Consider the following 22,543-nt stretch of genomic DNA (forward strand, 5'->3'; position numbering starts at 1 on the left):
CGGTTCACTCCTCGCGCTCACGGTGCTCCCTCGCTTCCGCTTCTGTCACAGCGTCCATCCTCACGCCCGCAGCTCACCGGCCGCGTCGAGTAGTTGGGCGACGCCGGTTGCCCGGTCGGTCAGGTGCAGCCGCAGCAGCGGCCGCTTCCGACCCGCGAGGGCCTGCCGGTCGCCGGCGGCCTGTGCCGCCTGCAACTCACCGAAGGTGTACGGCTTGCCCGGCACCGCCAGGTCCTCGGTGACCGCGCCGGTCACCTGCAGGAAGCTGCCCACCTGCGGGCCGCCCTTGTGGTACTGGCCGGTGGAGTGCAGGAACCGCGGCCCCCAGCCGAAGGTGACCGGCCGACCGGACGCGCCGGCCAGCAGCGGCCGCAGCCGGGCCGCGTCGGCGTCGGCGAAGCGGTCCAGGTACGCCATGACGGCCAGGTAACCGTCGTCGCCGAGACCGTCGAGCAGCCAGCGCAGCACGCCGGCCAGGTCACCGGGCGCGCCCTGCGGCGCGTACACCTCGATCGCGCCCTCGGTGAACGACGGCGTCTCCGCCGGCAGGCCCGAGGCCAGGATCTTGTTGGTGTTCTCCTTGGACTCGGTGACGTTCGGCTGGTTGAACGGGTCGATGCCGAGCACCACGCCGGCCACCGCGGTGGCGTACTCCCAGGCCAGGAACTGCGCGCCGAGCGGGCCGTTGACGGCCACGTCCGGGTCGGCGCCGCCGCCCGGCACGTCACCGGGGGCCAGCGCGCCGCCGTAGCTGACGGTCAGCACGTCCGGCCCGGTGGCGCCGGGGCTCTGCGGGGACTCGACCACGACGGGCAGGATGCCCACTCCGGCCTTGCCGGTCGACTCGGCGATCAACTGCTCGGCCCAGTCACCCAGGCCGTCGATGCCGGTGCCGTCGGACACCAGGGCGACCTTGTCGCGGGCCAGCGTGGCCGCGGCACCCAACGCGGCGCCCAGCGCCAGCGCCGGGTTGTCGCGGTCGGAGCCGAGCGACTCGGCCAACGCGTCGGCCTGGTCGATCAGCTCGGCGACCTCGACACCGGCCAGCGCGGACGGCACCAGCCCGAACGCGGTCAGCGCCGAGTACCGGCCGCCCACGTTCGGGTCGGCGAGCACGGTGAACGCGCCCATCTCGGCCGCGGTGGCCTCCAGCGGCGAACCCGGGTCGGTGACGATGACGAAGTGCCGGCCGGCCTCCGCCTCGGTCATCCCGGCGTCCAGGAACGCCTGCCAGTAGGCGCGACGGTGGCTGTCGGTCTCCACCGTCGAGCCGGACTTGCTGGCGACGACCACCACGGTGCGCTCCAGCCGGTCACCCAGGGCCGCCCGGACCTGGCCCGGGTCGGTGGTGTCCAGCACGGTCAACGGCCGGCCCAGGGTCCGCGTGATCACCTCGGGGGCGAGCGACGAGCCGCCCATACCGGCGAGCACCACGTGGTCCAGGTCGGCCAGCTCCGCGGTCAGCTCGGCGAGCTGCACCAGCAGCTCCCGGCTGCGCCGGTGGGTGTCCACCCAGCCGAGCCGGACCTTCGCCTCGGCCTCGGCGTCCGGGCCCCACAGGCTTGCGTCCTTGGCGGCCAGCCTGCCGGGGACGCCGGCCTTGACCAGCGCCTCCCGGGTCGAGGCGGGCGCGGACTTGTCGACCGCGTCCGCGCCGTACACAGCGAGCCCGGCGGCTGCCTCCACCGGCCCTGCAAGAAGATCGCTCATGCCGCCACTCCGCTTCGCTGCGTGCCGCCATGAGGCACCTTCGCGCTGGGCTTGCCGATTCGCTCGCTCACGCGCCACCCGCCTTCGCGGCGGCGTTCGCGTTGCCCTTGGCCGCCTTGTTCGGAGCACCCTTGCCGCTGCCGGCCGCCTCCAGCGACTTGCGGACGCCGTCGAGCAGCTCCTGCCAGCTCGCCTCGAACTTCTCCACGCCCTCGCGCTCCAGGGTGGCGATCACGTCGGCCATGTCCACCCCGACCGACTCCAGGTCCGCGAAGACCTTCCGGGCCGCGTCGTAGGCGCCGGTGATGGTGTCGCCGCGCGTCTCGCCGTGATCGGCGTACGCGTGGATGACCGACTCCGGCATGGTGTTGACCGTGCCGGGGGCGATCAGCTCCTCGACGTAGATCACGTCCCGGTAGTCCGGGTTCTTCGTCGAGGTGGAGGCCCACAGCGGCCGCTGCGGGTGCGCTCCGGCGGCCTCGAGCGCCTTCCAGCGGTCCGAGGAGAAGACCTCGGTGTAGCGCTCGTACGCCAGCTGGGCGTTGGCGATCGCGGCCTTGCCCTTCAGTCCCAGCGCGCGCTCTTTGCCCGCACTGTCGGCGGCCTTGTCGGCTATCCGGTCCAATCGCTTGTCGACCTCGGAGTCCACCCGGGAGACGAAGAACGACGCGACGGAGCCGATCTTCGACAGGTCGTGCCCGTTGGCCTTGGCCTGCTCCAGACCGGTCAGGAAAGCCTCCATGACCGCCGAGTAGCGGTCCAGACCGAAGATCAGCGTCACGTTGACGCTGATCCCCTCGGCGAGCGTGTCGGTGATCGCCGACAGGCCCTCCTCGGTGGCCGGGATCTTGATGAAGAGGTTGGGCCGGTCGACCAGCCACCACAGCGCCTTGGCCTCGGCGACCGTCTTGTCCGCGTCGTGCGCGCTGCGCGGGTCCACCTCGATCGAGACCCGGCCGTCCACGCCTGCGCTGCCGTCGTACGACGGGCGCATCACGTCGCAGGCCCACCGTACGTCGTACGTGGTGAGCATCCGTACGGCCTCTTCCACGTCCACGCCACGGATGGCCAGGTCGCGCAACTGCCAGTTGTACTCGTCGGCGTCGCTCAACGCCTTCGCGAAGATCGTCGGGTTGGTGGTGACGCCCGCGACGTGCTTCTCACGGCGGAGCTTGTCCAGCCCGCCGGAGCTCAAACGTACCCGGGAAAGATCATCGAGCCACACCGCCACACCCGCGGCGGTGAGCTCATTCAGCTTGTCCGTCATGCCGTCCACGCTCCCTCAGTTGCCGGTCGTGAAACCGGTGATGTCGCCCACCCGGGCCAGCGAGGCGTGTGCCGCCGCCACGATCCGGTCGGGGGTGAACCCGAACTGCTCGAAGAGCACGGTGTGCGGGGCGCTCGCCCCGTAGTGCTCCAGGCTGACGCTCTCGCCGAGGTCACCGACGATGCCGCGCCAGGACATGGCGATCCCGGCCTCCACGCTCACCCGTGCCTTTACCCCACGCGGGAGCACCGACTCCCGGTATGCCTCATCCTGCTCGTAGAACCACTCCTGGCAGGGCATCGAGACGACCCGGGTCGGCGTGCCGTCGGCCTCCAGCCGCTCCCGGGCGGTCAGGGCGAGCTGCACCTCGGAGCCGGTGCCGATGATGATCACCTGGGGCTTGCCGTTGGACGCCTCGGCCAGCACGTAGCCACCCTTGGCCACGCCGGCCACGTCACCCAGGACATCCCGGTCCAGGGTCGGCAGCGGCTGGCGGCTCAGCGCCAGCGCGGTCGGCCGGTCGGTGTGCTCCAGCGCCTGCCGCCAGGCCCACGCCGTCTCGTTCGCGTCCGCCGGGCGGACCACGTCCAGGCCCGGGATGGCGCGCAGCGCGGTCAGGTGCTCCACCGGCTGGTGGGTCGGGCCGTCCTCGCCCAGGCCGATCGAGTCGTGCGTCCAGACGTACGTCACCGGCAGCTTCATCAACGCGGCCAGCCGCACCGCCGGGCGCATGTAGTCGCTGAACACCAGGAACGTGCCGCCGTACGGGCGGGTGCCGCCGTGCAGCGCGATGCCGTTGAGGATGGCGCCCATGGCGTGCTCACGGATGCCGAAGTGCAGCGTCCGGCCGTACTCGTGGCCGGGGAAGTCCTTGGTGGCGTGCGCGGCCGGGATGAACGACGGCTCGCCCTTCATGGTGGTGTTGTTGCTCTCGGCCAGGTCGGCCGAACCGCCCCACAGCTCCGGCAGCACCGGCGCGAGCGCCTCGAGCACCTTGCCGGAGGCGGCCCGGGTGGCAACACCCTTGGCGTCGGCGGGGAAGACCGGCAGCGCCTTGGTCCAGCCGTCCGGCAGCACCCGGCCGGCCATCCGCTCGTAGAGCGCCGTGCGCTCCGGGTTCGCCTTCTTCCAGGCGTCGAACGCGGCGGTCCACTCCTGCTCGGCCTTGTCGCCGCGGCCCATCACCGTGCGGGCGTGGCCGAGCACCTCCTCGTCGACCTGGAAGGTCTGCTCCGGGTCGAAGCCGAGGATCCGCTTGGTGGCCTTCACCTCGTCGGCGCCGAGCGCCGAGCCGTGGATCTTGCCGGTGTTCTGCTTGTTGGGCGCGGGCCAGCCGATGATGGTGCGCAGCGCGATGAAGGAGGGACGACCGGTCTCGGCCTTGGCGGCCACCAGCGCGCGGTACAGCGCCTCGGCGTCCTCGTGGTAGTCACCCTGGTCGGCGTCACCGCTGCGCCAGTCGACGGTCTGCACGTGCCAGCCGTACGCCTCGTAGCGGGCCGCCACGTCCTCGCTCTTGGCGATGCGGGTGTCGTCCTCGATCGAGATCTCGTTGTCGTCGTAGATCACCGTGAGGTTGCCCAGCTGCTGGTGCCCGGCGAGGGCGCTGGCCTCGTGGCTGATGCCCTCCTCGATGTCACCGTCGGAGACGATGCACCAGATGTTGTGGTCGAAGACCGACCTGCCCGGCTCGGCCTCCGGGTCGAACAGGCCACGCTCGCGACGGGCCGCCATGGCCATGCCGACCGCGTTGCCCAGGCCCTGCCCGAGCGGGCCGGTGGTGGTCTCCACGCCCGGGGTGTGACCGTGCTCCGGGTGACCCGGGGTCTGCGAGCCCCACTGGCGCAGCGACTTCAGGTCGTTCAGGCTCAGCGGGTAGCCGGAGAGGAACAGCTGGATGTAGAGGCTCAGGCTGGAGTGCCCGGCGGAGAGCACGAACCGGTCCCGGCCGGGCCAGTTCGGGTCGGCCGGGTTGTGCCGCATGACCCGGTTGAAGAGGAGGTAGGCCGCGGGCGCCAGGCTCATCGCGGTGCCCGGGTGGCCGTTGCCGGATTTCTCGACGGCATCCATGGCCAGGACGCGGACGGTGTCGACAGCCCGGCGATCGAGGTCGGACCAGTTGAGTTCGGAGTGCTCGGGTCGGTTGGCAGCCACGATGGTTGTGCTCCTCGGCAGATGGGCGGAACCCTCACTGATGACCCTATCGAGCGCGACTAAACGTGCGCCCGGGGATCTCCGCATGGTGTGCAGTACGTGACTCTGCGCCCAGACGTTCAACCCGGTGGTGTGACGGCCCGCACCGTTGTCGGGTCGGCCGGGCAGCCAAAACGACAACGCGTAGTGTGTGGGTCGGTGTGCGGCCCCCGAGCGGGCGCGGCCGACTCGATCTCCCCGTGCCGATGCCGGAAGGTGGCAATCCGTGAGCATGATCACCGAGCGCCCCGCGAGCAACCCCACCGGGCAGCCCCCGGTACGGGCGGCCGAGGGTCCGGTGGCGCGGCGGGACGTGCGCGCGATCGTGTCGGCGTACGTGGCGCTCACCAAGCCGCGCATCGTCGAGTTGCTGCTGGTCACCACCGTCCCGGCGATGATGCTCGCCGACGGCGGACTGCCGTCGCTGTGGCTGATGGCCGTGGTGCTCATCGGTGGCTCGCTCGCCGCGGGGGCGGCCAGCGTGCTCAACTGCTACATCGACCGGGACATCGACCAGTTGATGCGGCGGACCAAGCGGCGTCCGCTGCCGGCGCACACGGTGTCGCCGCGCAGCGCGCTCGTCTTCGGTCTGGTGCTGGCGGCGATCTCGATCGTTCTGATGGCGGCGTTCACCAACCTGCTCGCCGCCGGGCTGACGCTCGCCGCGATCGTCTACTACGACGTCGTCTACACGCTCTGGCTCAAGCGCTCCACCTCGACGAACACGTTCTGGGGTGGCGCCTGCGGTGCCGCTCCGGTGCTGATCGGGTGGGCGGCGGTCACCGGCGGGCTCGCCCCGGCGGCCTGGGGCCTGTTCGCGGTGGTCTTCTTCTGGCAGATGCCGCACTTCTACCCGCTCGCGATGAAGTACAAGGACGACTACGCCCGCGCCGGCATCCCGATGCTGCCCGTGGTGGCCTCCACCCGCCGGGTGAACGCCGAGATCCTGATCTTCGCGTGGCTCACCGTGCTCACCTCCCTCGCGGTCTGGCCGCTGGGCCTCAGCGCGATCTACGGCGTACCGACGCTGGTGGTGGGCGCGATCTTCCTGGTCGAGGCGCACCGGCTCTGCCGGCGGGCGACCCGCGGCGAGGCGGTCAAGCCGATGCGGCTGTTCCACTGGTCGACGACGTACCTGACCATCGTCTTCGTGGCCGTCGCGCTCGACGCGCTGATCTGACCCGCGTCGCGGGACGTCCCACGACGCTGCGGAAATCCGCAGACTAATCATGGTCGTGGATGAGTTGTCCGGGTTTAATGTCACATGAGAGTAACTTTCGGCATGAGTCGGATCGACTCAACCTGCGGGCACTGGACCCTGATTTGCCCGAGTGGTTAGTGCGGGAAAGTCCGGATATAACCGGACAGGAAGCCGGTGGCCTTCCTGAAACCTAGAGGTAATTGGCATCACAAAAGGTTCATGGTTCTCGCACGCGTGAGTGCAACTCTGCTTAGGCTTCGCGTCATGGCAGATGGTTCCGATACGACGCTGACGGCCGAGCAGACCGCCGGCGAGCAGGCCCCGCACGGCCTGGTCGCGGGCCTCCGGTCGTTCGCCGCCGGGCACGGCGGCGCGAAGGCCGTCATCGAGTACGTCGGTAAGCGCGGCGCACGGATCGTCCTCGTGGGTGCCGATGGTGAGTGGGGCGACCAGTTCGCCGAGGACACCGTCACCGCCCGGGAGGCGTGCGCCAAGGCGGGAGTCACCGTCGAGAACGCCTGGGAGCGTGAACTGATGGACCAGATGCGACCGAGCAACGACCTCTGGCGGTCGATGGCCCGGCGCACGATGGCCCGTTGAGATAGAGAGCTGAATTGACCAACCACCACCAGTCGACCCGGGGGGAACCCCGGGTCGCTCTCGTCACCTGCACCGATCTGGTCGACCTCGACCCAGACGACCGCCTCGTCCTCGACCCGCTCACCGCCCGGGGGATCGCCGCCGAGGCGGTCGTCTGGGACGACCCCGACGCCGACTGGTCCTCGTACGACCTCGTCGTGCTCCGCTCACCGTGGGACTACGCCCTGCGCCGCGACGAGTTCGTCGCCTGGGCCGCGTCGGTGCCCACCCTGGTCAACCCGGCCGACGTGGTGCGGTGGAACACCGACAAGCGCTACCTGGCCGAGCTGAGCGCCGCCGGGGTGCCGACCGTGCCGACGTCCTGGGTCGAGCCGGGCGAGAGCTGGTCGCCGCCCGCCGAGACGGGCGAGTACGTGCTCAAGCCCTCGGTCAGCGCCGGCAGTCAGGACACCGGCCGGTACGACCTGGCCGACCCGGAGCACCGCGACCTGGCTCACGCCCACGTACGCCGCCTCTCCACCGCCGGCCGGACGACCATGGTCCAGCCGTACCTGAGCGCCGTCGACAGCGAGGGTGAGACCGCACTGCTCTTCCTGGCCGGCCCGGACGGGCTCGCGTACAGCCACGCCATCCGCAAGGGTCCGATGCTGACCGGCCCGGATCTCGGCCCGGACGGCCTCTACAAGGCCGAGGAGATCAGGCCCCGCGCCGCGCGGCCCGAGCAGTTGGCGGTCGCCGAGCGGACCCTCGCGGCGGTGCCCGGTGGCACGCGTCAACTGCTCTACGCCCGGGTCGACCTGATCCCCGGCCCGGACGGCGACCCGGTCCTGGTGGAACTGGAGCTGACCGAGCCGTCGCTCTTCATCGGGTACGCCGACGGCGCCCCCGACCGCCTCGCCACCGCGATCGCCACCCACCTGGCCCGCCGAGCCTGACCTGCCGAGCCTGACCTGCCGAGCCTCCGCGCCGACGTCTGCGCACCATCATGGAAGTAGTGGCATCGGCGTGCTGGCGATGCCACTACTTCCTGGATCGAGCATGATCGTGACAAGCGCACCGCGACATCTCCGATGTCGCGCGGGCGCGGGGGTTCAGGCGGTGACCGGGACGGCTTCGGCCTCGGTCGCGGTGGCCTGCGGCGCCGGGGCGGCCGGGCGGCGTTCGCGGGTGGACCACTGCACGGCGAGGGCGGCCAGCAGCACCAGGCACGAGCCGAGCATGTGCGCGCCGACCAGGACCGCCGGCACCTGGGTGAAGTACTGCACGAAGCCGATGAGCCCCTGACCCAGCTCCACCGCGAGCAGGACGACGGCGGCCCGGGTGGCCCGGGCCGCGCCGACCGCGCGGAACGCGAAGATCAACGCCACCGACAGGCCGATCAGCAGGAAGACGCCGTCGGCGTGCACCTGGGAGATCGACTCCGGGTCCAGTCCGTTGCGGGCCGCGCCGTGGTCGCCGGCGTGCGGGCCGCTGCCGGTGACCCAGGTGCCGATCACCAGCACCGCGACGGTGACGCCCGTGGTGACCCGGGCCAACGTGCGCAGGGGTGCGGGCACCACGGCGACCGTCGGGGCGTCCGGTTCGTCGACCCGCCGCCAGAGGGCGTACGCGGCGGCGATCACCGCCATCGAGGCCAGGAAGTGCAGCCCGACCACCCACGGGTTGAGGTTGGTGAGCACCGTGATGCCACCGATCACCGCCTGGGCGGGAATGCCCAGGAAGACGGCGACGGCGAGGGTCAGCAGCCCGCGGCGGCGCGGCCGGTGTGCCAGGACGGCCAGCACGGTGGCCAGCGCGATCAGGCCAACCGCGAAGGTCAGCATCCGGTTGCTGAACTCGATCACCCCGTACACGCCCATCTCGGGCGTGGTGACGTACGAATCGTCGGTGCACCGGGGCCAGGTGGGGCAGCCGAGGCCCGAGGCGGTCAGCCGGACCGCCCCGCCGGTGACGACGATGCCGACGTTCGCGATGATCGAGGCGAGCGCGAGGCGGCGCAGCAGGAGACCGGAGACCGGACGGACGATGCGGTTCACGGCGCAAATCCTACGCACCGTAGTGATCGAGGTTCGTCCGACTCCGCAGGGTCGGTGGTTCGGATCACCGGGGCCCGGGTTTGCCACCCTCCGGGTAATTACGTAACGTTGGTGTTGTGAAAAACGCGGCGGCGCTCTCCGGGCACCAGCCGACGGCTGCCCAGGCCGTCGGCGCGTCCGCGTCCGCCCTCGTCGGGGCCTCGTCGTCCGTGCTGGGCGGCGCCGCGACAGAGATCTCCACCCGGGACCGCGTCACCCAGCTGCTGCTGGAGCGGGGCGCGACCACCGCCGCGCAGCTCGGTCTGGCGCTCGGCCTGAGCCCGGCGGCGATCCGCCGGCACCTGGACGCGATGCTCGCCGACGGTGACGTTGTCGCCCGCGAGCAGACGGTGCAGGGCAGCCGCGGTCGGGGGCGTCCGGCCAAGGTCTTCGTGCTCACCGAGGCGGCCCGGGTCCGCTGTGGCACACACCACTACGACAACATGGCCACCGCCGCGCTGCGCTGGATCGCCCGCAGCGGAGGCCCGGACGCGGTCGAGGCGTTCGCCACCGAGCAGGTGTCCGCGCTGGAGTCGCGCTGCCGCGCCGCCATGGAGGACGCCGGCGACGACCCCCTCGCGCGTGCCGAGGCGCTCGCCGGAGCGCTCACCGCCGAGGGTTACGCTGCCAACGCGACCACGATCGCCTCCGGCGGCCAGCTCTGCCAGCACCACTGCCCGGTGGCGCACGTGGCCGCCGAGTTTCCCCAGCTGTGCGAGGCCGAGACCGCGGTGATCTCCCGTCTGGTCGGCACCCACGTACAACGCCTGGCCACCATCGCGCACGGCGACGGGGTGTGCACCACGCACATCCCGACCCAGCCGGGCCGCGCCCAATCCGGTAATCCCGTCACCACTGTGAGGACAGATAGATGACCGAGCAGATCGTCCAGCCCCTGACCCAGGAAGAGCAGCTCGCCGCCCTGGGTCGCTACGAGTACGGCTGGTCCGACCCGGACGCCGCCGGGGCGGTCGCCCAGCGCGGCATCAACGAGGCGGTGGTGCGGGACATCTCGGCCAAGAAGAACGAGCCGGCCTGGATGCTCGACCTGCGCCTCAAGGGTCTGCGGCTGTTCGGCCGCAAGCCGATGCCGGCCTGGGGCGCGGACCTCACCGGCATCGACTTCGACAACATCAAGTACTTCGTGCGGTCGACCGAGAAGCAGGCCACCAGCTGGGAGGACCTGCCCGAGGACATCAAGAACACCTACGACCGGCTGGGCATCCCGGAGGCGGAGAAGCAGCGGCTGGTCGCCGGTGTCGCGGCGCAGTACGAGTCCGAGGTCGTCTACCACAAGATCCGTGAGGACCTTGAGGAGCAGGGCGTCCTCTTCCTGGACACCGACACCGCGCTGCGCGAGCACGAGGACGTCTTCAAGGAGTACTTCGGCACGGTCATCCCGGTCGGCGACAACAAGTTCGCCGCTCTGAACACCTCCGTGTGGTCCGGCGGCTCGTTCATCTACGTGCCGAAGGGCGTGCGCGTGGACATCCCGCTGCAGGCCTACTTCCGGATCAACACGGAGAACATGGGCCAGTTCGAGCGGACGCTGATCATCGTCGACGAGGGCGCGTACGTGCACTACGTCGAGGGCTGCACCGCGCCGCTCTACTCCTCGGACTCGCTGCACAGCGCGGTCGTGGAGATCATCGTCAAGAAGAACGCGCGCTGCCGGTACACGACCATCCAGAACTGGTCGAACAACGTCTACAACCTGGTCACCAAGCGCGCCGTCTGCCACGAGGGCGCGACCATGGAGTGGGTCGACGGCAACATCGGCTCCAAGGTGACCATGAAGTACCCGGCGGTCTACATGACCGGCGAGCACGCCAAGGGCGAGGTGCTCTCGGTGGCGATGGCCGGCGAGGGCCAGCACCAGGACGCGGGCGCCAAGATGGTGCACGCCGCGCCGCACACCTCCTCGACGATCGTGTCGAAGTCGATCGCCCGTGGCGGCGGCCGCACCTCGTACCGCGGTCTGGTGCAGGTGCTGGAGGGCTCGCACCACAGCCGGAGCACGGTCAAGTGCGACGCGCTGCTGGTCGACACCATCTCGCGCTCGGACACCTACCCGTACGTCGACATCCGCGAGGACGACGTGTCGATGGGGCACGAGGCGACCGTCTCCAAGATCAGCGACGACCAGCTCTTCTACCTGATGAGCCGGGGCCTGAGCGAGGACGAGGCGATGGCCATGATCGTTCGTGGCTTCATCGAACCGATCGCCAAGGAACTCCCGATGGAGTACGCCCTGGAGCTGAACCGCCTGATCGAGCTTCAGATGGAGGGCGCGGTCGGCTGACGCCGCCGCCGCCCGGCCACGGACGGGCCCGGACCCGGTACGCCGGGTCCGGTCCAGCCCGCTTTGACCCTCCGATTCATGACAGACCAAGGAAGACATGACTACCCAGGCTTCCGCGCCGCCCAGCACCAAGTCGCAGGCGCTGCGCTCGTACGACGTCGCCGACTTCCCGGCCCTCACCGGCCTGGAGGAGGAGTGGCGTTTCACCCCGCTCAAGCGGCTGCGCGGCCTCAGCGGCGACGCCCAGGCCGGTGCCGGCACGGTCCGGCACGAGTACGGCGAGCTGCCCGAGGGCGTGGCCATCGAGCGCATCGGCACCGACGACCCGCGGGTGGGCAGCGTGCTCACCCCGGTCGACCGGGTCAGCGCGCTCGCGTACGGCGGCGCCGGGCAGGCGCTGCTGCTCTCGGTGGCGAGCGATGTCGTGGTGGGCGCCCCGGTGAGCGTGCGGGTGGTCGGCGACGGCGGCGAGGGTCTGGCCTTCGGGCACACCTTCGTCGAGGTGGGCCGATTCGCGGAGCTGACGCTGGTGCTGGAGCACGTCGGCTCGGCGACCCTGGCCGACAACGTCGAGGTGTCGGTGGGCGACGGGGCCAAGCTGACCCTGGTCACCGTGGCCGACTGGGCGCCGGACGCGGTGCAGGCGCAGCACCTCAAGTTCAAGCTCGGCCGGGACGCTCGGGTGACGCACGTGCAGGTGAGCCTGGGCGGTGACCTGGTGCGCCAGTTCACCAGCGTGGAGTACACCGGCCGGGGCGGCGAGGCCGAGCTGTACGGGGTCTACTTCGCCGACGGCGGCCAGCACCTGGAGCACCGCCAGCTGGTCGACCACTCCGTGCCGGACTGCCGCAGCTACGTCGGCTACCGGGGCGCCCTGCAGGGCGCGGACGCGCACACCGTCTGGGTGGGCGACGTGCTGATCCGGGCCGAGGCGACCGGCACCGACACGTACGAGATCAACCGGAACCTGCTGCTCACCGACGGCGCGCGGGCGGACTCCGTACCCAATCTGGAGATCGAGACCGGCGAGATCGCCGGCGCGGGCCACGCCAGCGCGACCGGCCGCTTCGACGACGAGCAGTTGTTCTACCTGATGGCCCGGGGTATCCCGGAGAGCGAAGCCCGCCGCCTGGTGGTCCGCGGCTTCTTCGCCGAGCTGATCAACAAGATCCCGGTGGAGTCGCTGCGCGAGCGCCTGGGCGACGCGATCGAGGCCCGGCTGGCCAAGGCGGGCGCTTGATGATCCGGATCTGCTCCACCGAGGACGTGCCGAAGGGCACCGCGATCAGCGCGGACGTCGACGGCACCCCGATCGCCCTGGTGCACGGCGAGGACGGCGAGTTCTACGCCGCCTACGACGAGTGCTCGCACGCCGCGGTCGCCCTCTCCGAGGGTGAGGTCGACGGTTGCACGCTGGAGTGCTGGCTGCACGGCTCGCGCTTCGACCTGCGCACCGGCGCGCCGACCGGCCTGCCCGCCACCGAACCCGTCCCCGTCTACCCCGTCGAAGTCCGCGACGGCGACATCTACCTCAGCCTGACGCCGAGTAATGGAGTGACCCGATAATGAGCACCCTGGAGATCCGCGACCTGAAGGTGTCGGTCAAGCTGCCCGAGGGTGAGCTCAAGCCGATCCTGCATGGGGTAGACCTGGAGGTGAATTCCGGTCAAACTCACGCGATCATGGGCCCGAACGGCTCCGGCAAGTCCACCCTGGCGTACTCGATCGCCGGCCACCCCAAGTACGAGATCACCGGCGGCTCGGTGACCCTCGACGGCGAGGACGTGCTGGCCATGACGGTCGACGAGCGCGCCCGCGCCGGCCTCTTCCTGGCCATGCAGTACCCGGTCGAGGTGCCCGGCGTCTCGGTGGCCAACTTCTTGCGCACCGCGAAGACCGCCATCGACGGTGAAGCGCCCAAGCTGCGCACCTGGGGCGGCGAGCTGCGCGGCGCGATGGAGCGCCTCCAGATGGACCCGGCGTTCGCCCAGCGCAACGTCAACGAGGGCTTCTCCGGCGGTGAGAAGAAGCGGCACGAGATCGTCCAGCTCGAACTGCTCAAGCCGAAGATCGCGATCCTCGACGAGACCGACTCGGGCCTCGACGTGGACGCGCTGCGCGTGGTCAGCGAGGGCGTCAACCGGGTCCGCGACACCGGTGACACCGGCGTGCTGCTGATCACCCACTACACGCGGATCCTGCGCTACATCAAGCCGGACTTCGTGCACGTCTTCGTGGCCGGCCGGATCGTCGAGCAGGGCGGCCCGGAGCTGGCCGACAAGCTCGAAGCCGAGGGCTACGAGCGGTACGCCGCCGGGGCCGGCACGGCCAAGGCCTGAGTGGGGAAGGCGCTGCCGAGATGACCAGCATCGCGATCCCCGAGGGGATGCCGCAGTACGACGACGTGCCGCGTTTTGACGTGGCCCGGGTACGCGCCGACTTCCCGATCCTCGATCGGGAGATCAACGGCCACCCGCTGGTCTACCTCGACAGCGCCAACACCTCGCACAAGCCCCGTCAGGTGCTCGACGTGCTCGACGAGCACTACGCGCGGCACAACGCCAACGTGTCGCGCTCGGTGCACACCCTGGGCACCGAGGCCACCGAGGCGTACGAGGGGGCGCGGGCCAAGATCGCCGCGTTCATTCACGCGCCGAGCGTCGACGAGGTGGTGTTCACCAAGAACTCCACCGAGGCGATCAACATCGTGGCGTACGCCTTCTCGAACGCCTCGCTGCGCCCGGACGGTGACCCCCGGTTCCGGCTCGGCCCCGGCGACGAGGTGGTGATCTCCGAGATGGAGCACCACTCGAACATCGTCCCGTGGCAGCTGCTGTGCGAGCGCACCGGCGCGACCCTGCGCTGGTTCCCGGTCACCGACCAGGGTCGGCTGGACGAGTCGGGCCTGGAGGACCTGGTCACCGAACGGACGAAGATCGTCTCGCTGGTGCACACGTCCAACATCCTCGGCACCGTCAACGCCACCTCCCGGATCACCGCGCGGGTCCGTGAGGTGGGCGCGCTGCTGCTGCTGGACTGCTCGCAGTCGGTGCCGCACCTGCCCATCGACGTGGTCGACCTGGACGCCGACTACATCGTCTTCACCGGGCACAAGATGTGTGGCCCGACCGGGATCGGCGTGCTCTGGGGCCGGGGTGAGCTGCTGGCAGCCATGCCACCGGTCTTCGGCGGCGGTTCGATGATCGAGACGGTCACCATGGCCCGCTCGACGTTCGCCGCGCCGCCGGCCCGCTTCGAGGCGGGCACCCCGCCGATCGCCGAGGCGGTCGCGCTCGGTGCGGCGGTCGACTACCTGACCGGCGTCGGGATGCGGGCCATCCAGTGGCACGAGAAAGAGCTGACGGCGTACGCGCTGGACGCTTTCGGCTCGGTGCCCGACCTGCGGATCTTCGGCCCGACCGTGCCGATCGGGCGCGGCGGCACCATCTCGTTCGCGCTGGGTGACGTGCACCCGCACGACGTGGGTCAGGTGCTCGACTCGCTCGGCGTGCAGGTGCGGGTGGGCCACCACTGCGCGAAGCCGGTGTGCAGCCGGTTCGGCGTCCCGGCGATGACCCGGGCCTCGTTCTACCTCTACACCACCACCGAGGAGATCGACGCCCTGGTGGGCGGTCTGGAGCAGGTGCGGAAGGTGTTCGACTGATGGTGCAACTCGACCAGCTCTACCAGGAGATCATCCTGGACCACTACAAGCATCCGCACGGCCGTGGCCTGCGCGACGCCGACGATGCGGCCGATCAGGTCGCGGAAGCGCACCACGTCAACCCGACCTGCGGCGACGAGATCACCGTCCGGGTGGCCACCGACGGCGACGTGCTGCACGACATCTCGTACGACGGGATGGGCTGCTCGATCAGCCAGGCGTCGGCGAGCGTGTTGCACGAACTGCTGCGCGGTCGGGGCACCGGGGAAGCATTCGAGGTGCACGAGGCGTTCGTCGAGTTGATGTCCGGACGTGGCCAGGTCACGCCCGACGAGGACGTACTCGGTGACGGGGTGGCCTTCGCGGGCGTCGCCCGCTACCCCGCCCGGGTGAAGTGCGCGCTGCTGCCGTGGATGGCGTTCAAGGACGCCGCGGCACGCGCCGGCGTGGGCGTGGGCCCGGAGGTGAAGGCGTGAGCGAGCGTCAGCGAGCGATTTCCAGCAGCACTGTGGTGCCGGGTGGCATCACGAAGCGAACCGGAGGGACGGCATGAGCGAGAACACCGCTACCGCGGCGACGCCGGAGGCCGGTGACGCCACCGCGGCGCCGCAGACCGACGCCGTGACGACCGACGGAGCCGCGACGACCAACGCCGCTGCGACCGACGGCGCTGCGGCCCCGGCTGCCGGCGACGCCGCCACCTCGGCGGGCGGCGTCAGCAAGGCCATGATCGCCGACATCGAGGAGGCGATGAAGGATGTCGTCGACCCCGAGTTGGGCATCAACGTGGTCGACCTGGGCCTGGTGTACGGGGTGCACGTCGACGACGAGAACGTCGCGACCCTGGACATGACGCTCACCTCGGCGGCCTGCCCGCTGACCGACGTGATCGAGGACCAGGCCCGGCAGGCGCTGACCACCGGCCCGGGCGGCGGCCTGGTCAACGACATCCGGATCAACTGGGTGTGGCTCCCGCCGTGGGGACCGGACAAGATCACCGACGAGGGTCGGGACCAGCTCCGTTCCCTGGGCTTCAACGTCTGACCCGACTCCGTCCCACAGTCGTCCAGCGCGGTGCCCTCCGGGGTGCCGCGCTCGATCCGTTGTGGGATGGGCTCACGCGCTCGCCGGCCGGCCGGCGTCGGCAAGATCCGCGCAACTTCCCCGATGTTGCTGTCTCCCGCCTGTCTGAGGCAGCAACATCGGGGATGTTGTGAGGATCTTGGCGCGGGGCGCGGGGAAAACTCCGTTGCGGAGGCGTGGGTGCGGCGCGCAGGATGCCGACTGTGATCGAGGCGTACCCGATGCAGGTTTCTGTCCGTGCGGCCACCGCCGCGCGTCGACAGCGCACCGTGCCCGGGGTGGCCTCGGCCCGTCGCCCGTCGTCGTGAGCGGCGCGTTCCTCGCGGGTCTGGTGGCCGGGTACGGCGTCGCCATTCCGGTCGGCGCGATCGCGATCCTCATCCTGGGGCTCAGTGCCCGTACCTCGTTCCGGGTCGGCGCGGCCGCGGCGCTCGCGGTGGCGACGGCCGACGGGCTGTACGCGGCGGTCGCCGCGTTCGGCGGCGCGAGCCTGGCCGGGGTCGTCGCCCCGGCGGCCGGTCCGCTGCGGGTGGTCGCCGCCGTGGTCCTGCTGGGCCTCGCCGCGCACGGCCTCTGGCGTACGTGGACCACCCACCGCTCCCGGCCGGCGCCATCGGCCGGTGGGGGCCTGCGCACTCCCGGGCGGGCGTACGCGGCGGTGCTCGGGCTGACCCTGCTGAATCCGACGACCGTGCTCTACTTCGCCGCGCTGGTGCTGGGTCGCCGGGACACCGCCGACGCGAACGGGCTGACCGCAGCGCTCTTCGTGGCCGGCGTGTTCCTGGCGTCGGCGAGCTGGCAACTGCTCATCGCCGGCGGCGGCACGATGGTCGGCCGGGCGCTGACCGGACCGCGTGGCCGGCTGGTCACCGGCCTGGTCTCCAGCGCGCTCATCGCCGCGCTCGCGGTGGCGGCGCTGCTGCCCGGCTGAGCGCCCCCGGCGGCGCTGCGGGACTGAGCGGGCCGGCCGGGGGACCGGACGGGACCATCGTGGCGTACGGTCGGGCCGTGACCAGTCGACCCGCAGCCGGGGGCGGCCGGTGGGTCGAGGTCGATCCGGCCCGCGTCGGCCGCTGGGTCGAGGGCTTCGCCGACCGGCACGGCCCGCCCACCACCACCGCGCGGGAGTACGGCCTGCTGCTCACCGCCCCCGACGGCACCACCGCCGAGTTGTACGCCCCACCGGGCGCTCCGGTAGGCGCGGACGTGGCCGCCTTCGTCGCCGCCGCCGGCACACCGCACCGGATCGGTCTGCTGCTGGCCCGCAAGGGCGCGGTGGCGGTCGGTGTGGCGCAGGGCCCCGATCTCGTGGTCTCCAAGGTGGACACCCGGTACGTGCAGGGGCGCACCGCCGCCGGGGGATGGTCGCAGCACCGCTTCGCCCGCCGGCGCGACAACCAGGCCAAGGCGGCGCTGGGCGACGCGGCGGACCTGGCCGTACGCCTGCTGTTGCCGGAGGCGGCGCGGCTCGCGGCCCTCGTCGGCGGCGGTGACCGGCGGGCCGTGGACACGGTGCTGGCCGACCGGCGGTTGGCCCCGCTCGTGCCGCTGCGGGCCGAGCGGCTGCTAGACGTGCCGGAGCCGCGGCACGCGGTGCTGGTCGCGGCGGTGAACGCGGCCCGGGCGGTACGCATCCGACTGCGCGACCCGGCGCCCGATTTCGCGCAGTGACGTCGGCTGTGCGGACCGCCCGGCCCTCTTCGGCACCGGCGACGGCGGGCCGCAGGGGAGACGGCCGCCACGCGGATCGGGGTTCCTGGCGTGCTGCCGGGACGACGGCCGGAGGATGGGCGGGTGGAGTTCCTGGTGGACATGGTGACGACGGTGCCCGACGGCACGTCCGAGGACGAGGTCGCCGACATGCGCACGTGAGGCGGCGCGTTCGGCCGAGCTGGTGGCACAGGGCAGCCTCCTGCGCTGTGGCGGCCGCCGCTGGCGCCGGGGGAGTGGCGTACGTGGGGGCTCTTCCAGGCCGCCGACGCGGACGAGTTGGAGGCGGTCCTCGCGTCGATGCCGCTGCGCGCCTGGCGGCGGGAGACGGTCACCGGATTGACGCCGCACCCGAACGACCCGGGTCAGCCGCCTCGGCAGCCGAGGAGTTGACCATGGCCAGCAGCGAGGCGGAGATCCTGCGGACCGCCCTGGACCGGTGGAAGTCGGCGGTCGACGCCCACGAGCCGGACCAGGTCGCGTCGGTCTTCACCGAGGATGCGATCTTCCAGGGGCTGCACCCGTACACCGTCGGGCGCGACGGCGTCGCCGCGTACTACGCCGCGCAGCCGCTGGGCCTGACCGCCGCGTACGAGATCCGGGAGACCCGGCGTCTCGCCGACGACGCGGTCCTCGGCTATCTGCAGGTCGAGTTCGGCTTCACCGACCGGCCGGCGCTGACCGTGCACCTCGGTGTGGTCGTCCGGCAGGTCGGGGACGCCTGGTTGATCGGCCACTACCAGGTGTCGCGGCTCGACTGACCGCCCAACGACAATCGTGGCAGGCCCGCCGAGCAGGCCTGCCACGATGGCGTGGAGCTGTCAGAGCTGGTCGGTGCCGAAGGTGTCGCAGGTCTTCGGGTCGCCCTGGTCGTAGCCCTGGCTGAACCAGCGCTTGCGCTGCTCGGACGTGCCGTGGGTGAACTGGTCCGGGTTGACCCGGCCGCCGGAGCGTTCCTGGATGCTGTCGTCACCGATCGCCTCGGCGGCATCGATGGCCTGACTGACGTCGGCCTCGGTGATCGACTTGAACAGTGGCTTCTCGCCGGTTCTGTCCTTGCTCTCGCTGGCGTGCTTGGCCCAGGCGCCCGCGTAGCAGTCGGCCTGCAACTCCAGCCGCACCGACGCCGAGCGGGGGCCGCTCTGGTCGCCCTGGCCGGCCTTGGCGTTGGTGCCGAGCAGGTTCTGGATGTGGTGGCCGTACTCGTGGGCGAGCACGTACGGCTGGGCGAACTCGCCCTTGGCGCCGAACCGGGTGGCCAGCTCGTCGTAGAAGCTCAGGTCGATGTACACCTTTTTGTCGGCGGGGCAGTAGAACGGGCCGACGCCCGAGTCGGCCTGCCCGCAGCCGGTGTTCACGGCCTCTTGGAAGAAGTTGGTGATGGTGGGCTCGTACGTGCCGTTGCCCAGCTCCGGGTACGCCTTCTGCCAGTACCCCTGGATGCTGTTGACGTAGAGCAGGTTGCGGCAGCGCGCGTCCTGGAGGCGGTCCGGGTTCGCGGTGGAGCACACCTGGTCCAGGTCCTCGCCTCCGGCCTGTCCACCGTCGTCCCCATTGGTCATGGCATTGAGGCCGAAGCCCCCGCCGAGCAGGGCGATGATCACGGCTACCACGATGCCGATGATGCCGCCCCGGCCGCCGCCTCCCGGGATGGGGATGCCGATGCCGCCGCCCGACCCGCCGCCGCTGCCCCGACCCAGGTCTTTGGCCTGGGAGGTGTCGAGCTCGGCCTGCTCGTTGAGTTCCATGCTGACCCCGATCGCCGTATGCCGGTGAATGTCTGGTGTATGTCGTTTCGTCGCTTCAGTGCCGGACGGGGTCCGGACAGGCGTTCCGGTACCCGATGATCTTGATTGGTAATCCGGGCGGGTCGCCGGGGAGCGCCCGGTACACTTGTTTCCGTGCCGCGCTGCGAAGGCTGAACCGCCCCGCGCCGACGGGCCCACCGCCCGCCGGCGCTTTCGCGTGCCCTGAGTCAGCCTTCCAGACCCCGAGAGCGAGTCCCACGAGATGATCACTGCCACCGGCCTGGAGCTGCGTGCCGGCTCCCGGATCCTGCTGTCCGACACCACGCTGCGCGTGCAGCCCGGTGACCGGATCGGCCTGGTCGGCCGCAACGGCGCCGGCAAGACCACCACGTTGAAGGTGCTCGCCGGCGAGGGGCAGCCGTACGGCGGGCAGATCGACCAGCGCAGCGCCATCGGCTACCTCCCGCAGGACCCGCGCACGGGCGACCTGGAGGTGACCGGCCGCGACCGGGTGCTCTCCGCCCGCGGCCTGGACGTGCTGATGGCTCAGATGAAGGAGATCGAGGCCCAACTGGCCGAGGACGCCAGCGACAAGCTGGTCCGCCGCTACGGCGCGCTGGAGGACCAGTTCGCCGCCCTGGGCGGGTACGCGGCCGAGGCCGAGGCCGCCCGGATCTGCGCCAACCTGGGGCTGCCGGACCGCGCGCTCGCCCAGACCATCGGCACCCTCTCCGGCGGTCAGCGCCGCCGCATCGAGCTGGCCCGGATCCTGTTCCGCGACGCCGGTGAGAACGGCGGCGGCATCCTGCTGCTCGACGAGCCGACGAACCACCTCGACGCGGACTCGATCACCTGGCTGCGCGGCTTTCTCGCCAACCACAAGGGCGGCCTCATCGTGATCTCCCACGACGGCGCGCTGCTGGAGTCGGTGGTCAACAAGGTCTGGTTCCTCGACGCCACCCGAAGCGTGATCGACGTCTACAACCTGGGCTGGAAGGCGTACCTGGAGGCCCGCGAGACCGACGAGCGCCGCCGCCGCCGGGAGCGGGCCAACGCGGAGAAGAAGGCCGGCGCGCTGATGGCGCAGGCCGACAAGATGCGGGCCAAGGCCACCAAGACCGTCGCCGCGCAGAACATGGCCCGCCGCGCCGAGAAGCTGATCTCCGGCCTGGAGGAGGTGCGCGTCGCCGACCGGGTGGCCAAGGTGCGCTTCCCCAGCCCCGCCCCGTGCGGCAAGACGCCGCTCACCGCGACCGGCCTGTCCAAGTCGTACGGCTCGCTGGAGATCTTCACCGACGTCAACGTCGCGGTGGACCGGGGTTCCCGGGTGGCCATCCTCGGGCTCAACGGCGCCGGCAAGACGACGCTGTTGCGGATGCTCGGCGGGCTGCTCACCCCGGACACCGGCGAGGTGCACGCGGGGCACGGGCTGCGGTTGGGCTACTACGCCCAGGAGCACGAGACGCTGGACGTGGAGCGGACGGTGCTGGAGAACATGCGGGCCGCCGCCGTCGAGCAGTCCGACACCGACCTGCGCAAGATCCTCGGCGCGTTCCTGTTCTCCGGCGACGACGTGAACAAGCCGGCCGGGGTGCTCTCCGGCGGCGAGAAGACCCGGCTGGCGCTGTCCACCCTGGTCTGCTCCGGCGCCAACGTGCTGCTGCTCGACGAGCCGACGAACAACCTCGACCCGGTCAGCCGCGAGCAGGTGCTCGACGCGATTGCCAACTACCCGGGCGCCATCGTGCTGGTCACGCACGACCCGGGTGCGGTGCTCGCGCTCAAGCCCGACCGCGCGATCCTGCTGCCCGACGGCGACGAGGACGCCTGGAGCGACGACCTCCTCGAACTGGTCGAGTTGGCCTGACCGGCCCGGCCCGGGCCGCCCGCGGCGGCAGGGGGCGGGTCCGCCTCAGCCGAGCAGGTCCACCAGCCGGCCGAGCACGCCGGAGCTGACCAGGATCACCACGCCGATGGCGACGAAGATCGTCGGCACCAGCCAGTGGCCGGCGCGCTCCACCAGCCGGACCACCCGGCGGTGCCCACCCAGCCAGGCCGCGGCGGCGCACCACAGGCCGACGAGCACCACGAAGACCAGCAGGAAGACCGCGCTGTCGCCGGGGCCGAGAGCCCGGAACACGGGTACGTAGACGGCCACGTTGTCGGCGCCGTTGGCGATGGTCACCCCGGCCACGCCGAGTGTCCGGGTGACGACCGTTGCCGGCTCGTCGTCGTCCGAGCCGCGCAGCGCGCGGACGCCCAGCGCGATCGGCAGCAGGCCGAGCAGCCCGGTCCACGGGTCCGGCACGACCAGCAGCCCGGCGGCGATCACCGCGCTGGCCAGGGCGAGCGCGCCGATGCCGAGGTACTGGCCGGCGACGATCTGCCAGGTGCGGGGCCGACCGGTGGTGCGGGCCGCCACAAAGAACAGCGTGAGGATGACGATGTCGTCGATGTCGGTGGCGGCGAAGACCACCGCCGCTCCGGCCGCCGTACCCAGCAGGTCGATCACGCCCGGGAGCGTACGGGCCGAGGCGTCGCCGCTCGGCGGTGGCCCTTCCGGACGGTGTGCCGGGACCGATCGCGAGGATCACTCTATCGGGAAGCTGACATTGCATAGCGTGTCGGTTGGCGAAGAGTTGATATCTGGCGCATGATCGTCCGAGGCGGTCTAATAGGTGGGACCGTATCCGAACCGCACAGTCTGGGACGTGAGGACACAGCATGGCAGCCACTGGCACAGCCACCAGCACTGAGAAGGGTCGCCGGATCGTCGGAGCCGAGCGTCAGACGCTCGCCAAGGACCTGGTAAAGCGGTACACCTCGGGGGAGAGCATCCGCGCGCTGGCGGCCTCGACCGGCCGTTCCTACGGGTTCATTCACCGAGTGCTCACCGAGTCCGGGGTTCAGCTGCGTCAGCGCGGCGGTGCCCGGCGCCGCAAGAAGGCGTGACCCGCCCCTTCGCGTCGTTCACCAGCGCCGCGCCCCGG

The 22,543-nt window shown here is 71.1% G+C and carries 22 protein-coding genes and 1 pseudogene; 17 read left to right on the top strand and 6 right to left on the bottom strand.

Features of this window, described 5'->3' with window-relative positions; genetic code table 11:
* Positions 1-60: 60 nt before the first annotated feature.
* The 3 genes from ABZU53_RS24025 to tkt all read right to left on the bottom strand — a co-directional run bounded on the left by ABZU53_RS24025 (position 61) and on the right by tkt (position 5,131).
* The gene (locus tag ABZU53_RS24025; RefSeq protein WP_354860383.1) at positions 61-1,710 is read right to left on the bottom strand and encodes a glucose-6-phosphate isomerase; all 1,650 of its coding nucleotides are present in this window, start codon (positions 1,708-1,710) and stop codon (positions 61-63) included.
* A gap of 67 nt (positions 1,711-1,777) precedes the next feature.
* On the bottom strand, positions 1,778-2,977 hold the full coding sequence (tal, locus tag ABZU53_RS24030; RefSeq protein ID WP_355067607.1) for a transaldolase: 1,200 nt from the start codon (positions 2,975-2,977) through the stop codon (positions 1,778-1,780).
* Positions 2,978-2,992: 15 nt separating this feature from the next.
* On the bottom strand, positions 2,993-5,131 hold the full coding sequence (gene tkt / locus ABZU53_RS24035) for a transketolase (protein WP_355067608.1): 2,139 nt from the start codon (positions 5,129-5,131) through the stop codon (positions 2,993-2,995).
* A gap of 265 nt (positions 5,132-5,396) precedes the next feature.
* Here tkt and ABZU53_RS24040 point away from each other — a divergent pair, with 265 nt between their 5' ends.
* From ABZU53_RS24040 to ABZU53_RS24050, 3 genes are all read left to right on the top strand, one after another.
* Positions 5,397-6,350 (top strand): heme o synthase, encoded by a 954-nt coding sequence (locus tag ABZU53_RS24040; RefSeq protein WP_355067610.1) that lies wholly within the window; start codon positions 5,397-5,399, stop codon positions 6,348-6,350.
* A gap of 285 nt (positions 6,351-6,635) precedes the next feature.
* Positions 6,636-6,971: a hypothetical protein gene (locus ABZU53_RS24045; RefSeq protein ID WP_354860389.1), complete on the top strand. Its 336-nt coding sequence runs from the start codon at positions 6,636-6,638 to the stop codon at positions 6,969-6,971.
* A 14-nt stretch (positions 6,972-6,985) separates the two neighbouring features.
* Positions 6,986-7,906, top strand: coding sequence for a hypothetical protein (locus tag ABZU53_RS24050; protein WP_355067612.1), 921 nt, complete (start codon positions 6,986-6,988; stop codon positions 7,904-7,906).
* A 156-nt stretch (positions 7,907-8,062) separates the two neighbouring features.
* On the opposite strand, the gene ABZU53_RS24055 is transcribed toward ABZU53_RS24050, so the two are convergent.
* Positions 8,063-9,025 (bottom strand): COX15/CtaA family protein, encoded by a 963-nt coding sequence (locus tag ABZU53_RS24055; protein WP_355067613.1) that lies wholly within the window; start codon positions 9,023-9,025, stop codon positions 8,063-8,065.
* A gap of 191 nt (positions 9,026-9,216) precedes the next feature.
* Between ABZU53_RS24055 and ABZU53_RS24060 the strand changes: the two genes are divergently transcribed.
* From ABZU53_RS24060 to ABZU53_RS24115, 12 genes and pseudogenes are all read left to right on the top strand, one after another.
* The gene (locus tag ABZU53_RS24060) at positions 9,217-9,921 is read left to right on the top strand and encodes a transcriptional regulator (protein WP_355067649.1); all 705 of its coding nucleotides are present in this window, start codon (positions 9,217-9,219) and stop codon (positions 9,919-9,921) included.
* Positions 9,918-11,348: a Fe-S cluster assembly protein SufB gene (gene sufB, locus ABZU53_RS24065; RefSeq protein WP_354860393.1), complete on the top strand. Its 1,431-nt coding sequence runs from the start codon at positions 9,918-9,920 to the stop codon at positions 11,346-11,348. Before ABZU53_RS24060 ends, sufB begins: the two co-directional genes overlap by 4 nt.
* A gap of 97 nt (positions 11,349-11,445) precedes the next feature.
* Positions 11,446-12,588: a Fe-S cluster assembly protein SufD gene (sufD, locus tag ABZU53_RS24070; RefSeq protein ID WP_354860395.1), complete on the top strand. Its 1,143-nt coding sequence runs from the start codon at positions 11,446-11,448 to the stop codon at positions 12,586-12,588.
* On the top strand, positions 12,588-12,914 hold the full coding sequence (locus tag ABZU53_RS24075) for a non-heme iron oxygenase ferredoxin subunit (RefSeq protein ID WP_234588432.1): 327 nt from the start codon (positions 12,588-12,590) through the stop codon (positions 12,912-12,914). Before sufD ends, ABZU53_RS24075 begins: the two co-directional genes overlap by 1 nt.
* On the top strand, positions 12,914-13,687 hold the full coding sequence (gene sufC, locus ABZU53_RS24080) for a Fe-S cluster assembly ATPase SufC (protein WP_354860398.1): 774 nt from the start codon (positions 12,914-12,916) through the stop codon (positions 13,685-13,687). Before ABZU53_RS24075 ends, sufC begins: the two co-directional genes overlap by 1 nt.
* 20 nt (positions 13,688-13,707) lie before the next feature.
* A complete protein-coding gene (locus tag ABZU53_RS24085) occupies positions 13,708-15,012 on the top strand; it encodes a cysteine desulfurase (protein ID WP_355067616.1) in 1,305 nt (434 codons plus the stop codon).
* A gap of 2 nt (positions 15,013-15,014) precedes the next feature.
* Complete coding sequence (gene sufU, locus ABZU53_RS24090) at positions 15,015-15,488, top strand: Fe-S cluster assembly sulfur transfer protein SufU (protein ID WP_355067651.1); 474 nt, start codon at positions 15,015-15,017, stop codon at positions 15,486-15,488.
* A 73-nt stretch (positions 15,489-15,561) separates the two neighbouring features.
* Positions 15,562-16,056, top strand: coding sequence for a metal-sulfur cluster assembly factor (locus ABZU53_RS24095; RefSeq protein WP_355067618.1), 495 nt, complete (start codon positions 15,562-15,564; stop codon positions 16,054-16,056).
* 343 nt (positions 16,057-16,399) lie between these two features.
* On the top strand, positions 16,400-17,026 hold the full coding sequence (locus ABZU53_RS24100) for a LysE family transporter (RefSeq protein WP_355067619.1): 627 nt from the start codon (positions 16,400-16,402) through the stop codon (positions 17,024-17,026).
* 77 nt (positions 17,027-17,103) lie between these two features.
* Positions 17,104-17,766 carry an acVLRF1 family peptidyl-tRNA hydrolase gene (locus tag ABZU53_RS24105; RefSeq protein ID WP_355067621.1) on the top strand — a complete coding sequence of 221 codons (663 nt, stop codon included), beginning with the start codon at positions 17,104-17,106 and terminating at the stop codon, positions 17,764-17,766.
* A 240-nt stretch (positions 17,767-18,006) separates the two neighbouring features.
* Positions 18,007-18,198, top strand: a pseudogene (locus ABZU53_RS24110) (muconolactone Delta-isomerase family protein); the annotation flags it as partial.
* 2 nt (positions 18,199-18,200) lie between these two features.
* Entirely contained in the window at positions 18,201-18,566 is a 366-nt protein-coding gene (locus ABZU53_RS24115; protein ID WP_355067622.1) for a nuclear transport factor 2 family protein, read from the top strand.
* Positions 18,567-18,626: 60 nt separating this feature from the next.
* Here ABZU53_RS24115 and ABZU53_RS24120 read toward each other — a convergent pair whose 3' ends face one another.
* Complete coding sequence (locus tag ABZU53_RS24120) at positions 18,627-19,553, bottom strand: neutral zinc metallopeptidase (protein WP_355067623.1); 927 nt, start codon at positions 19,551-19,553, stop codon at positions 18,627-18,629.
* A gap of 262 nt (positions 19,554-19,815) precedes the next feature.
* Between ABZU53_RS24120 and ABZU53_RS24125 the strand changes: the two genes are divergently transcribed.
* A complete protein-coding gene (locus ABZU53_RS24125) occupies positions 19,816-21,420 on the top strand; it encodes an ABC-F family ATP-binding cassette domain-containing protein (RefSeq protein WP_354861729.1) in 1,605 nt (534 codons plus the stop codon).
* A 45-nt stretch (positions 21,421-21,465) separates the two neighbouring features.
* On the opposite strand, the gene ABZU53_RS24130 is transcribed toward ABZU53_RS24125, so the two are convergent.
* Positions 21,466-22,065 carry a cadmium resistance transporter gene (locus ABZU53_RS24130; protein WP_355067625.1) on the bottom strand — a complete coding sequence of 200 codons (600 nt, stop codon included), beginning with the start codon at positions 22,063-22,065 and terminating at the stop codon, positions 21,466-21,468.
* Between the two features lie 212 nt (positions 22,066-22,277).
* Between ABZU53_RS24130 and ABZU53_RS24135 the strand changes: the two genes are divergently transcribed.
* Positions 22,278-22,505: a helix-turn-helix domain-containing protein gene (locus tag ABZU53_RS24135; protein ID WP_007462679.1), complete on the top strand. Its 228-nt coding sequence runs from the start codon at positions 22,278-22,280 to the stop codon at positions 22,503-22,505.
* The last annotated feature ends 38 nt before the right edge of the window (positions 22,506-22,543 follow it).

It is taken from the genome of Micromonospora sp. NPDC005194 (genome assembly GCF_040608335.1).
Taxonomy (GTDB): Bacteria; Actinomycetota; Actinomycetes; order Mycobacteriales; family Micromonosporaceae; genus Micromonospora.

Coding starts and splice junctions, on each gene's coding strand:
- ABZU53_RS24025 (WP_354860383.1), bottom strand. CDS start 1,710: ATGAGCGATCTTCTTGCAGGGCCGGTGGAGGCAGCCGCCGGGCTCGCT.
- tal (WP_355067607.1), bottom strand. CDS start 2,977: ATGACGGACAAGCTGAATGAGCTCACCGCCGCGGGTGTGGCGGTGTGG.
- ABZU53_RS24045 (WP_354860389.1), top strand. CDS start 6,636: ATGGCAGATGGTTCCGATACGACGCTGACGGCCGAGCAGACCGCCGGC.
- sufB (WP_354860393.1), top strand. CDS start 9,918: ATGACCGAGCAGATCGTCCAGCCCCTGACCCAGGAAGAGCAGCTCGCC.
- sufD (WP_354860395.1), top strand. CDS start 11,446: ATGACTACCCAGGCTTCCGCGCCGCCCAGCACCAAGTCGCAGGCGCTG.
- ABZU53_RS24075 (WP_234588432.1), top strand. CDS start 12,588: ATGATCCGGATCTGCTCCACCGAGGACGTGCCGAAGGGCACCGCGATC.
- sufC (WP_354860398.1), top strand. CDS start 12,914: ATGAGCACCCTGGAGATCCGCGACCTGAAGGTGTCGGTCAAGCTGCCC.
- ABZU53_RS24085 (WP_355067616.1), top strand. CDS start 13,708: ATGACCAGCATCGCGATCCCCGAGGGGATGCCGCAGTACGACGACGTG.
- ABZU53_RS24095 (WP_355067618.1), top strand. CDS start 15,562: ATGAGCGAGAACACCGCTACCGCGGCGACGCCGGAGGCCGGTGACGCC.
- ABZU53_RS24115 (WP_355067622.1), top strand. CDS start 18,201: ATGGCCAGCAGCGAGGCGGAGATCCTGCGGACCGCCCTGGACCGGTGG.
- ABZU53_RS24120 (WP_355067623.1), bottom strand. CDS start 19,553: ATGGAACTCAACGAGCAGGCCGAGCTCGACACCTCCCAGGCCAAAGAC.
- ABZU53_RS24125 (WP_354861729.1), top strand. CDS start 19,816: ATGATCACTGCCACCGGCCTGGAGCTGCGTGCCGGCTCCCGGATCCTG.
- ABZU53_RS24135 (WP_007462679.1), top strand. CDS start 22,278: ATGGCAGCCACTGGCACAGCCACCAGCACTGAGAAGGGTCGCCGGATC.